The following is a 12,731-nucleotide window of genomic DNA, read 5'->3' as shown; positions in this document are numbered from 1 at the left end:
GAAATTGCAGACCGCATCATTTTCATGGCGGAAGGAAAAATTGTTGAAGACAATACGCCAGAGATTATTTTCTCCCGGCCAAAACAGAAAAGAACCCAGGAATTTTTACCAACTATTCTCTAAAATATAAAGGGTAAATAGCTATGGGGGACGATATGATTACTCCTTCCTAGAGCTGAACTGAATCCCTTAATGGAGGTACGAGTATGACACGGGAGCTTTCAGACCAGCAGCGCCGGGAATTTAAACAACAGCTACAGCAACGATTTGATGAAGTATCGGAGAAGGTACGCCAGGAACTCCGGGAGAGCGATAATCAATCCTATATCGAACTCGCAGGTAGAGTACATGATCGAGAAGATGCCTCCCTTGCCGATCTGCTAATAGATATCGACCTTGCCATAGTGGACCTTCACATTGAGGAAATTCGGAATATTGAACAGGCCCTGATGCGCTTTCCCAAGGGGAATTATGGCATCTGTATCGATTGCAACACGGACATAGACTATCAGCGCCTGCAAATTAACCCGACAGTAAAGCGCTGTTTTGATTGTCAAACGAGGCATGAACGCACCCATAGGGAAAAAGCCCACCCCACCCTATGAATTCAGAGAGGTTTACAGATCCTCACGACTTCTCGCTTTTCCTGACTTTGGAGTTTCGCCATGACGGATAGCAATTTTGGCCCTCGCGCCCAATGCGTTGTGTCACTCCGCCTGCCCGCTGCAGGCGGGCAACCTCGCTAGGGGGTCGCTAAACATCCCTGTTTAGCTTCAAAAATTAATGGACACGGCGTAAGTAGGTGACGAAACCTCTATTACAGCCGCTAGTGGTGAATGATCCTTTTGACGATCCGGTACTCTACCTGGATTTTTTGTTTCAGAAACGCGCGCTATTATTTGACCTAGGAGATATTCGTGCCCTTCCCCCACGAAAGATTCTGAGAATTAGCGATATCTTCATTTCTCATACTCACATGGATCATTTTGCGGATTTTGATTGGTTGCTGCGATTAGTGCTTAGGAGAGAAAAGAAAATACGGCTGTTTGGACCTCCTGGCTTTATCGATCAGCTAGAACATAAGCTGAAAGCTTACAGTTGGAATCTCGTCCATAACTACGACAATAATCTGGCCTTTATAGCCACCGAATTACACCCTAACGCAGCTAGCCGGCAAGCGCTTTTTCGCTGCCAACGGGCCTTCTCCCAAGAACATCAGGAAAATAATTCAGATCTTTCCCCTGGCGTACTGATAGCAGAACCCGCTTTTCGGGTACGCACCGCGATTTTAGATCATGGCATTCCTTGCTTAGGCTTTACCATCGAAGAAAGCCAGCACATCAATATATGGAAGAACCGCTTGCAAGCATTGAGTTTACCGGTAGGGCCTTGGCTTCATGATTTAAAGCGGGCGATCCTAACCCAACAACCTGATGACACACCCATCAGGATATGGCGACAGGAAAACGGAAAAAAATACCAAAAATACTTACCTCTCGGCCTATTAAAACGGCAGATCTCGCGCACTTCTCCCGGGCAGAAAATCAGTTATATTGTCGATATACGCTACTCGAGAAGCAATTGCCAAAAGATAGTAGAGTTGATTCAAGGTTCTCATCTCCTCTTCATCGAAACTACCTTTCTCCATAAAGATGCGGAAATGGCCGCAGAAAAACAGCATCTCACGGCCCGGCAGGCTGGCTGGATCGCCCGGGAGGCAGGGGTCAAAAAACTGGTGCCTATCAACTTTTCACCCCGCTACTCGGATCGGCGGCAAACCTTGGTAACGGAGGCTCAAGAAGCGTTTAAAAATTGATCGCAACGTGGAGAGGCTAAATAACAGCGAGCTTAAGCAATCTGGAAATCCACGAGCTAAGCGCCTATGAATAATCATAGGACGTATTTTAAGAATACTTCAATTTTTTCACTAGGATATTTAATTCGATAATAGCAAAAGCAAAAATTTCGAAGCGTGCCTAGCAGCCAGGAGAAACACCATGGCCAAAACCCCTTTCGGACAATTAAAGGACATCTCAGAAGCTGATCGCGAGCAAATCGAAGCAGCTCAGGAAATGCTAGGGCCAGAACCCGAAACCATGGGATTTGTGAAAAACCTCTTTTGGGGTCATTTCCGGGAGGAATTGCTCTTTCCCTTCCCCGAGGTCAGCCTAGAGGAAGCCTCCCGTTGCGATCAACTCCTTACTGAATTAGACGAATACCTAAGAAACGAACACCCCGCTATCGCCATTGATCAAGAACAAAAAATCCCGGCGTCGGTCGTTAAGCGTCTATTCAATATGGGAATTATGGGAATGATCGTCCCTAAGAAATATGGCGGGGGAGGCTTTGGTATCACCAGCTACAACCGAGTTTTATCCCGGATTGGACAGCGCTGTGGTTCAACTGCGGTTATGGTTTCCGCCCACCAATCAATTGGTTGTGGCGCCATTATTCTGTTTGGCACGGATGCGCAAAAAAAACGCTTCCTTCCCGCCATGGCCCAGGACCATCTCAGCGCCTTTTGCCTTTCCGAGCCTAACGTAGGCTCGGACGCCAGCGGTCAGGAAACCCGCTGCAAGCTTTCCGAGGACGGTCAATTTTATATCCTGAATGGGGAGAAAAAATGGGCCTCCTCCGCTGCCCTATCGGGCCTTTTTACCGTCCTGGCCAAGCAAAAGATCCAGGACCCCCGGACCGGAAAAGAAAAAGATCAAGTCACCGCGCTTATCTGCACCCCCGATATGGCCGGTATCGATATCTACTCCCGTAACCGCAGCAAGTGCGGCATCCGGGGAACCTGGCAGGCTAGAATCCGGTTCCGCGACGTGAAAGTCCCCAGAGAAAACCTTCTCCATCAAGAAGGGAAAGGACTTAACGTCGCCCTCACTTGCCTAGACTATGGCCGCTGTACGCTTGCGGCCGGGATGGTGGGAGCCGCCGCCACAGCCTACGAGCAAGCGGTAAAGTGGGCTCAATACCGCTATCAGTTTGGGCGGCCTCTGGCTGACTTTGAGCAGATTCAAGCCAAAATCGCTTCCATGGCAGCTAACTGTTACGCCATGGAAGCCATGCTCTATATGACAACCGGCATGTTGGATCGCCATGATGAGGACATCATGCTAGAGACAGGAATTTGCAAAGTCTTTTGCTCGGAAATAGGCTATCGCGTGGTTGACGATGCGCTCCAAATCATGGGGGGCGAGAGCTATATGACTGAGAATGAGGTGGAGCGCCTGTGGCGGGATAGCCGGATTAATCTCATTGTCGAGGGGGCCAACGAAGTGATGTTAAGTTTTATTTTTGGCTATGGCTCAAAACAGCTTGGGGAAGCACTCCTCAACATTGCAAAAAATCCCATGAAGCATTTAGGCCAAGCACTACGAATAAGCGCCGAGCTTTTTCTGGGAATAAAAAAACAACGGCCCAGGATCACCCGCCTCCATCCTTCCTTGGCTCCTCTGCAAGGAAAGTTGGAAAACTATACCCAGCAACTCTCCCATGAAACCAAGCGCATGTTCCATAAACATCGAGAAAAATTGATTACCCGGCAAATGCTCCAAGCACGCCTCAGTTGGGCCGCCATTTGGATTCACGCCATGAGTTGCAGCCTATCTTATCTGGATCGTGCTCTTCGCCTAGAAAAGAAAAGAGAACAAATCGACTCTCAAACAGCACTGGTAGAGCATTTCTTTAATTTAGCCAGCCGCGCCATTGAACAGAATTTTCAGGCGCTGAAAAATAATGCGGATGATACGCTCCCAGCTGCTGCTAAAGCCGCTTTACGCTATGCCCATCAGCTCCCCAACGCCCACTACGTACTGCCAGAAAAAACCCCGATCAAAGGAGCACGAGGGACTGGCCGCCAACCGGATCAGACTCACATTCAGCAATTCGGTTCAGGCTGGCTTACTTTATAAGCTGGAGGGGGTAGAACCCCTTCTCTCCTATCTCAGCACCATTGCCAACTCATTCCATAAATGCCCTCACTTCTCCTTACTCCAACCGCCTGCTATACACTAAAACCCGTAATTATCACTTCAATTAACACCTTGTATTTATCACCCCTGAACGACTCTGCCGGTTGTTTACTGGCTCTTTAAGAGCGCCCGGCAGACTAGATATTCAGTCAGCATCCCCCTACTCTAAGGACTTAGTATTTTACTATCTCTATGGGAACTACTATAAGGGAAAGCACCGATGTTTTCCTCCTGCCACCCGACTACAATTTGTTTAGTGCAAGCCATCTTTAATCTGATAACGGTTAACCCTTAACCCTCTTTTGCCAGGCAGGCACTAAAAAAGGCTTCTTAAATCAGGCACAGCTTAGATTAAGCCGCACGTCTACTTGCATTAACGTTAGTTAATGTAAGTAATCTATTAATTGGGCTAGAAATCGCCTAGAACATGACACCGAGCCACCTATGAAAATTGCACAGATTGCCCCCCTTTACGAAAGCGTTCCACCAAAATATTATGGTGGAACAGAACGAATTGTTTCCTACCTGACCGAAGAATTAGTAAACCAAGGCCATGATGTCACTCTCTTTGCTAGTGGTGATTCTCTCACTAAAGCCAAACTCCATCCCATTGGGGAATCCGCTTTACGGCTTAATTGTCATTACCTGGACCCTTTTGCACACCACGCCCTCTTGCTGGGTCAGGTGTCTCGCTTAGCGCCCAGCTTTGACATCCTCCATTTTCATATTGATTATTTGCACTTTCCGATGAGCCGGATATTACAAATCCCCCATCTCACCACCTTACATGGACGGCTTGATCTTCCTGACTTACCACTCCTCTATCAGGAATTCTCGGAGATGCCAGTAGTCTCGATTTCCAATGCTCAACGGCATCCTTTATTGTTTGTGAATTGGCAAGCCACTATCTATCATGGCTTACCCGAAAACCTTTACGCCTTTAATTCTCAGCCCGAAAATTATCTTGCTTTTCTCGGCCGCATCTCACCAGAAAAACGGCTCGACCGTGCCATCGAAATCGCTATCCGCGCTGGGATGGAAATCCGTATTGCAGCAAAAGTGGACCCGGCTGATGAAAAGTATTTTCAAAAACAAATTAAACCGCTGCTCGCCCATCCTCTAGTGAACTATATTGGAGAGATTGGTGAAAAGGAAAAAAATGATTTTCTTGGCAAGGCTTACGCATTATTGTTTCCCATTGATTGGCCTGAGCCTTTTGGGCTGGTCATGATTGAAGCCATGGCCTGTGGCACACCCGTCATCGCCTATCGGCAAGGTTCTGTCCCTGAAGTGATGCAAGAGGGTAAAACGGGTTTTATCGTTGAAAATTTAGAGCAGGCAGTAATAACGGTAGAGAGAATAAGTCAGGTAAGCCGCCTGGGTTGTCGTCAAGTATTTGAAGAGCAATTCTCTGCCAAACGCATGGCCAAAAACTACCTGCGGCTATACCGGACCCTTACCAAGACAAGGGTTAGACCTCGGCTGGTAAGTTGACCCTCCCCGGGCAAACAATAAAATTATTGGCACTAATATCTAATGTCCCAGGGAACAGAGGCCAGACACCAGCACCTTTACCATATTTACTCGTGATGGCTGATCTGGATCTGTTCCCCCCATCCAGCTAATGTATAATTTAAATTCAAGAGCAGATGTTCGAGTAATCTCATGAATTTCTTCGCATCGAAAACTTCTGGTTTCAATCAAGGAATGGGGCACATCCTCTTGGATAAACCAAAATTGACAGGTTAATCCTTCTATGGCAGTAGATGACGTTGTTCTCATCAATGACCAGTGGTATGTACCAGCAGCCTCCTCGCATACCGATGAAAGCACTCGCGTACTTAAACACAATGATACCTTCGCGGTATTTGACCGCTATGGCGATATCCAGCATTTAGGAATTGGCGAACAGGGAATTTACCATCAAGGCACACGCTTTCTTTCTTATTTTGAACTGAGTATAAACCAGCGCCGGCCCCTCTTACTCCATTCCATCGTCAAAGAAGATAACACCCTGCTGACCGCAGATATTACCAACCCCGACCTCTATCAAGAGAATCAGCTTGTCACCCGTAAGGGGATCGTACATATCTTTCGCAGCAAACTGCTCTGGAATGGCGTGTACTATGAACGTATCCGTCTTTTCAACTATGGAGATAAAACGCTTAACCTTTACCTGGACATTCAATTTGGCGCCGATTATGCCGATATTTTTGAAGTGCGGGGAGCTAAACGCTGTAAGCGGGGCCAAGTCCTACCGGTGCAGCACCAAGGGCAAGAACTCGTATTCAGCTATCGGGGTCTGGACAATGAAACACGCCGCACCCGCATTCTTTCTAGCCAACCACCCGATAACCAAGGCGAGGGTCGGATCTGTTTCGCTATCGAGCTTTTACCCAAAGAAAAAAAACAATTTTATTTGACTATTGCCTGTGAAATAGAGACTAATAAGCCTGCAATTTTAACCTATCAAGAAGCCCTTGCTAACTCCAATCAGGCCGTCACCGCTGCTGGCAAGAGGATAGGCCATGTTTTCACCAGTAATGAGCAATTCAATGATTGGCTCAATAGGTCAGCGGCGGACTTACAAATGCTGACCAGCCAGACCGAGCAAGGTAATTACCCCTATGCGGGCGTCCCTTGGTTCGCCACCCCTTTCGGGCGCGATGGGATCATCACCGCGTTGCAGTATTTATGGCTTAATCCCCAGTTGGCTCAAGGCGTATTAGGCTTTTTAGCGGCCACTCAAGCCACGGAAGAAAATGCCGCCCAAGATGCCGAGCCTGGCAAAATACTACATGAGACTCGCAAAGGGGAAATGGCGGCCTTACACGAGGTGCCCTTTTGGCGCTACTATGGCAGCATAGATGCTACGCCCTTGTTTATCGTGCTGGCGGGGGCCTATTATCAGCGTACCGCTGATCAGCCCTTTTTGGAGGCCATTTGGCCCAATATCGAGGCCGCGCTTTATTGGATCGATAATTACGGCGATTGCGACGGAGATGGTTTTGTGGAGTATGCTCGCCATAGCGCCGACGGCCTGATCCACCAAGGTTGGAAAGATTCCGACGATCCGATTTTTCACCAGGAAGGAAGCCCCGCGGAAGGACCCCTCGCCTTATGTGAAGTGCAGGGCTATGTGTATGAGGCCAAGAAAATAGCAGCTAAGTTAGCGACCCTATTGGGTGAAACGAGCCGTGCTTCGGAATTAGAGCATCAGGCGGAAGCCCTCAAAAAGAAGTTCAACCAAGCATTTTGGTGTGAGGAAATAGCCACTTTTGCGCTGGCTCTGGATGGCCACAAACGTCCTTGCCAGATCATCTCATCCAATGCCGGCCATGCCCTTTTCAGCCGGATTGCTAATCCAGAATATGCGCAAAAGGTAGCGGAGACCTTGCTTAGCGAGGCTTCTTTTAGCGGCTGGGGTATCCGAACACTTGCTACGACCCAGGCCCGTTTTAACCCCATGTCTTATCACAACGGCTCCATCTGGCCCCATGACAATGCCATTGTCGCGATGGGACTGGCCCGTTATGGTTTCAAGGACCAGGCGCAGCAAATCCTGAGCGGCCTGTTTGACGCCAGCATTACCATGGATTTACACCGCCTGCCTGAGTTATTTTGTGGCTTCGATCGCCTTCCTGGCCAAGGGCCGACCCTCTACCCGGTCGCCTGCTCACCCCAGGCCTGGGCTAGTGGGACGGTATTTCACCTTCTGCAGGCCTGCCTTGGGCTAACGTTCTCGGAAGAAAAACCTCAAATAAGATTTTATCACCCCCGACTACCGAACTATCTCCAGCGCCTAGAAATCACTAATTTACGCTTCGGCGATGCGGTGATTGACCTCAGCCTTAGGCGCCATCTGCACGATGTGGGGGTCAATGTACTGCGCAAGGTCGGCGATATAGAAGTTGCTGTTATCGTGTAAGCGATTACTGCCGGTCACCCCAGCTTATTTTCAAAGCAGGGGGGAACTTGTTTTCCCCCCCCGTATCAACTCCCCTAGCCCAAAGTTATCCAGGGCCTCGCATAACATTTTATGGATAGGCTCGGGTTTTTCTTCCCGCAAGGCCCGAGCGAGCAATTCCCTCGCATACTGCTGGCTAAAATTCCTTATTATCCACTTGATTCGGGGTAAATCGCCAGCGGTCAGACTGAGGTTATCTATCCCCATACCCAGCAATAATATAGCCGCCGTGGCCTCACCCGCCATCTCGCCGCACACGCTAACGGGCTTATGGTGCCGGCGGGCCGCCTTCACTACTGTGAGAATGGCGGCCAAAACAGCCGGATGGAGGGAATGATATAATTCCGCCACCCGCTCATTACTGCGATCAACCGCCAGCAGATATTGAGCAAGATCGTTAGTGCCAATGGAAAGAAAATCCACTCGCCGCGCCAACGCTTCCACCTGATAGACCGCGGCAGGCACCTCAATCATGACCCCTACCCGAGGCCAAGTAACCCGAACACCTTCCTCTACCAGTCCTTCATAGGCCCGCCGCACTATATGTAGAGCTTCTTCCAACTCAGAAACCGCGCTAATCATGGGAAACAGCAAATTCAGGTTACTTAACCCTTCGGCTGCCCGGAGTGACGCTCGTACTTGAGTCAAAAATATTTCTGGATGATCCAGAATAACGCGAATTCCTCGCCATCCTAAAAATGGATTGGCCTCCTCAATCGAGAAATAGGGCAGGAATTTATCACCACCCACATCAAGTACGCGTAAAACGACGGGAGAAGGGGTAAAAGCCTGGAGAAGTTTCCGATACACGGCATATTGCTCTTCTTCAGTGGGAAACTGATCCCTCACCATAAAAAGCAACTCGGTCCGGTAAAGCCCCACACCCTCAGTACCCGCAGCAAGAGAAAGCTCGATATCCGCCAACAGGCCAATGTTGGCGTATAAATGAACCCGAAAACCATCTGGCGTTTCGGCAGGCAAATCCCGCAAGCCCTTGAGTTCTTCCGTAAGCTGTTGCTCCTGCCGGGCGAGGCGGGCAAACTCTTGGCGTACTAGCCTGCTTGGCTCTAAATGTACCCGGCCTTGATAACCATCCAGGATCAATTCCCGCTGGTCCAACTGACCAAGGTTCGCCTTACTAATTCCCATAATGGCGGGAATACCCATAGCGTGGGCTAGAATCGCCACATGGGAGAAACCCGATCCATGGGCCGAAATTACCCCTGCCAGACGCCCCATGGGTACCTCGGCAAGATCCATGGCGCTCAAGTTTTCACCTATCAAGATGGTATTCTCTGGATATTCCAAGTTAATAGGCGCCACATTCTGAAGATAGCCCAAAATACGCCGGCCAATCTCTCGCAGGTCATTGCCCCGCTCCCGCAAATAAAGATCTTCCTGGGCTTCAAGACGCCGGGCTTGTTCCTTGATAACCGTACTTAAGGCGCTCGGCGCCCACTCACCGGCCCGGATACGTTCTACCGTAGCTTCCACCAAACTTTGGCTTCCTGTAAGCATGGCATAAGCTTTAAACAGAGGCTGGTATTCATTCGCCAATGATAGCTCTAGGTGATTTCCTAGAGACTGAATCTCCTGGGAGACATGAACTACGGCTAGCCGGAAGATTCTCTCCTCTTCCTTGATATTGGCTACCTGACGCTCAGGCACTGTATCTAAACCAGTAGCGGAATAAACCACAACCCCTTTTCCTAGGGCTACTCCGGGAGCCCCGACAATACCGGTAAGGTAGCGCTCAGGCCCATTCTCATTCTGGCTACCCATAGGTTTTTGTAGAACACCACTGGCCCTAGCATGGGCAATGACGCCACCCAGTTGAGCGGCTAATGTAAATAAAAAAGAAACGTCAACTTCATCGAATTGGCGGGCTATTTTCTGTTGCACCACCAGCACACCTAATAATTTTCGCTGATGGAGAACAGGTACGCCTAAAAATGCCTGAAATGGTTCTTCGCCCGAGCCAGGAATAAACTTAAAATGAGGATGAGCAGCTGCGTTTTCCAAATTGACCGGCTCAGCCCGTTCCGCCACCAAACCCACCAATCCTTCTCTCGGAATAAGCCGTACCTGCCCCACTGCTTCCGGATGCAATCCTTGGGTTGCCATCAGCACATGACTGCCATTGCTCTCGGTAAGATAAACAGAGCACACATCCACCGCCATCATCTTACGGGTTTGCACCACAATGACCTGCAATACCTCTTCGAGGCTAGCCGCAAGGCTAACTTCCCGAACAATCCGGCTCAGGGAGCCTAGACTACGGGAACTTGTAGGTCCGATGGTAAAATCCGATAATTCAGCCTGATCTTGCTTCATCCATTTTTGCGCGAGAAACCCCGCCGTTCAGGGCAGGGAGGGATAGCGCGACGGCGTTAGCCGACCCTGTTCTCGCTGCCTCCTTCTTGGTTTATGGCTACCTTCACATAATTTATTATATAGTGTGATGCATGACAAAGTGTGCGTGCTAATTAACGAGAACCATATGATCTGCATCGAATCCCTGAAGCTCAAGAACATGCTGCCCAACCCACGGCTTGCCACGTCGATCAGCGATGCGCTTGGGGTGAATTTGTGCGCCCGCTTGAGTACAAGGCTGACAGGGTGGGACGCTCATTGGTCGCCATTGACCAGCGGTACCCATCCAGCAAACGCTGTTCGGCTTGTGGGTGTCTCAAAAACAAGATGCCCGTGCATATACGGGCCTAGACGTGCTCCGAGTGTGCAACTCACCACGACCGTGACGTGAACGCCGCGGTCAATATTAAAGTTGCCGGGCTGGCGATGTTAGTTTTTGGAGAGAGTGTAAGCGGCATGGGGTCAATCTCCGTGTCTAATTCTTGTTGAATTAGGAGTTCCCTTCCTAATTAAAGGGAGGGGGAGTAGTCAATGTTCCCTCAATTATATGTTCTGAAATGGAATTTATGATAACGCCGAATCGAAATCAATACGCTAATAACACTGTCAAGACACTCCCATCCCCTCTGTATTGCAGGTCCATTTATCGGTGAATTATCCATTCCTTAAAGGTTCTGCTAGAGCATGAAACTGTTAAGTACAATCTAAGATAATCTTATTTAATCTACGAAAATTGAAATTAGATGTGCTCGGGATGCGGCCAGCTTCATGACATCACGCTAGCGGATAGAGCGTTGGCCTGTGATTGCGGATTGACCATCGACCTCGATCTCAATGCCGCGATTAATTTAAACAGGTATCGTCGGGACACGCTCAAGCCAGACGTTAAACGCACGCAAGAGCCGCGTAAGTCTGCTCCGGTGGCGCCGGTGTGGATGGCGTGAATAAGCCTGGGTTTTCTACAGGTTATCCTAGACTTTTATGAGCGGTAGAAAATAATGACCACAAGACAAGAACCAGATAAAGAAGATTTTTTTCTCGGATGGCGGGAATGGGTGAAACTGCCGGAGCTTGGAGTCCCTGGCATTAAAGCCAAAATTGATACAGGCGCACGCACATCAGTGCTCCATGCCTTTTGGCTAGAATCCTTCCAAGAGGGCCATCAAAATAAGATCCGCTTTGGCCTTCACCCCCTTCAGGGCCGGGTCGATGTAGAACTGATCTGTGTTGCTGACATTCTTGATAAACGGGTGGTGACGGATTCTGGAGGGCACCGGGAAAATCGCTATGTCATCGAAACCCCTGTGCAAATCGGAAATAAATGCTGGCCTATCGAAATCACCCTCACTAACCGTGATACCATGCGCTTTCGCATGCTCTTGGGGCGCACTGCCCTCACAGCAGGAAAGACAAGGATAGTCCCAGATGCCTCCTATCTTGCAGGCCCTTCACTGGCGCGCCGTTATGCAAAAAGAACCAAGGATAAGTCATAAAAAGGAGTCCCTATCATGAAAATTGCGGTTCTATCCCGTAATGCCAAACTATACTCGACCCGGCGGCTGGTAGAGGCAGCTAAAACGCGGGGACACGAGGTCCGCGTCCTGGATGTGCTGCGCTGTTATATGAATATTGCCTCCCACCGGCCCTCCATTCACTACAAGGGGGAAGACCTGACCGGCTTTGATGCGGTGATTCCCCGAATTGGAGCGTCAGTCACCTTTTATGGTACGGCCGTGCTACGGCAATTTGAAATGATTGGGGTATATCCACTCAGTGAATCCGTCGCCATCACCCGCTCCCGCGATAAATTACGTTCCTTGCAGCTTCTGGCACGAAAAGGAATTGGCTTGCCAGTCACCGGGTTTGCCCACGCGCCTGATGAGATCGATGATCTCATCAAAATGGTAGGCGGCGCACCAGTTGTTATCAAACTCCTGGAAGGCACCCAGGGCATCGGGGTCGTATTAGCCGAGAATAAAAAAGCGGCTCAAAGCGTTATCGAAGCCTTCATGGGGCTTAAAACGCACATTTTAGTGCAAGAGTTTATTAAAGAAACGGCGGGGTCTGATATCCGCTGTTTTATCATTGGCGATAAGGTAGTCGCCGCCATGAAACGACAAGCTCCTGAGGGCGAATTTCGCTCCAATCTCCACCGGGGGGGCAGTGCCAGCCTGGTTCGCATTACCCCAGAAGAACGCTCCACGGCTATCCGGGCCGCTCAAACCATGGGTTTAAACGTGGCTGGGGTTGACATTCTACGCTCAAACCACGGCCCGCTGGTCATGGAAGTGAATTCCTCCCCGGGCCTGGAAGGAATCGAATCTGCAACCGGCAAGGATGTAGCCACAAAAGTCATCGAGTTTATCGAGAAAAATGCCACGCGAGGCCGAACCCGAACCCGCGGTAAAGGCTGA

The 12,731-nt window shown here is 49.6% G+C and carries 10 protein-coding genes; 9 read left to right on the top strand and 1 reads right to left on the bottom strand.

Translation table 11 applies throughout. From position 1 onward, the window contains the following. Positions 1-206 precede the first annotated feature (206 nt). The 5 genes from NOC_RS08370 to NOC_RS08350 all read left to right on the top strand — a co-directional run bounded on the left by NOC_RS08370 (position 207) and on the right by NOC_RS08350 (position 7,905). Positions 207-605 carry a TraR/DksA family transcriptional regulator gene (locus NOC_RS08370; protein WP_002808801.1) on the top strand — a complete coding sequence of 133 codons (399 nt, stop codon included), beginning with the start codon at positions 207-209 and terminating at the stop codon, positions 603-605. Positions 606-802: 197 nt separating this feature from the next. Then, positions 803-1,816 (top strand): ribonuclease Z, encoded by a 1,014-nt coding sequence (locus tag NOC_RS08365; RefSeq protein ID WP_011330693.1) that lies wholly within the window; start codon positions 803-805, stop codon positions 1,814-1,816. A 181-nt stretch (positions 1,817-1,997) separates the two neighbouring features. Beyond that, the gene (locus NOC_RS08360; protein ID WP_002809269.1) at positions 1,998-3,917 is read left to right on the top strand and encodes an acyl-CoA dehydrogenase family protein; all 1,920 of its coding nucleotides are present in this window, start codon (positions 1,998-2,000) and stop codon (positions 3,915-3,917) included. Between the two features lie 504 nt (positions 3,918-4,421). Continuing rightward, positions 4,422-5,471 carry a glycosyltransferase family 4 protein gene (locus NOC_RS08355; RefSeq protein WP_002811788.1) on the top strand — a complete coding sequence of 350 codons (1,050 nt, stop codon included), beginning with the start codon at positions 4,422-4,424 and terminating at the stop codon, positions 5,469-5,471. Positions 5,472-5,733: 262 nt separating this feature from the next. Further along, a complete protein-coding gene (locus NOC_RS08350; protein ID WP_002809300.1) occupies positions 5,734-7,905 on the top strand; it encodes an amylo-alpha-1,6-glucosidase in 2,172 nt (723 codons plus the stop codon). Positions 7,906-7,935: 30 nt separating this feature from the next. Here NOC_RS08350 and ptsP read toward each other — a convergent pair whose 3' ends face one another. Next, entirely contained in the window at positions 7,936-10,278 is a 2,343-nt protein-coding gene (gene ptsP, locus NOC_RS08345) for a phosphoenolpyruvate--protein phosphotransferase (RefSeq protein WP_002809381.1), read from the bottom strand. A gap of 255 nt (positions 10,279-10,533) precedes the next feature. Between ptsP and NOC_RS17710 the strand changes: the two genes are divergently transcribed. The 4 genes from NOC_RS17710 to rimK all read left to right on the top strand — a co-directional run bounded on the left by NOC_RS17710 (position 10,534) and on the right by rimK (position 12,731). After that, a complete protein-coding gene (locus tag NOC_RS17710) occupies positions 10,534-10,668 on the top strand; it encodes a zinc ribbon domain-containing protein (RefSeq protein WP_166485271.1) in 135 nt (44 codons plus the stop codon). Positions 10,669-11,060: 392 nt separating this feature from the next. Continuing rightward, positions 11,061-11,261, top strand: a complete 201-nt coding sequence (locus NOC_RS16860) for a zinc ribbon domain-containing protein (protein WP_081430964.1) — start codon at positions 11,061-11,063, stop codon at positions 11,259-11,261. A gap of 54 nt (positions 11,262-11,315) precedes the next feature. Next, the gene (locus tag NOC_RS08340) at positions 11,316-11,810 is read left to right on the top strand and encodes an ATP-dependent zinc protease family protein (RefSeq protein WP_002808965.1); all 495 of its coding nucleotides are present in this window, start codon (positions 11,316-11,318) and stop codon (positions 11,808-11,810) included. Positions 11,811-11,825: 15 nt separating this feature from the next. After that, complete coding sequence (gene rimK / locus NOC_RS08335) at positions 11,826-12,731, top strand: 30S ribosomal protein S6--L-glutamate ligase (protein WP_002810561.1); 906 nt, start codon at positions 11,826-11,828, stop codon at positions 12,729-12,731.

The sequence above is a fragment of the Nitrosococcus oceani ATCC 19707 genome (assembly GCF_000012805.1).
Taxonomy (GTDB): Bacteria; Pseudomonadota; Gammaproteobacteria; order Nitrosococcales; family Nitrosococcaceae; genus Nitrosococcus; species Nitrosococcus oceani.
Note: the sequence above shows the minus strand (reverse complement) of the source record. Positions and strands in the feature narration are given on the sequence as shown.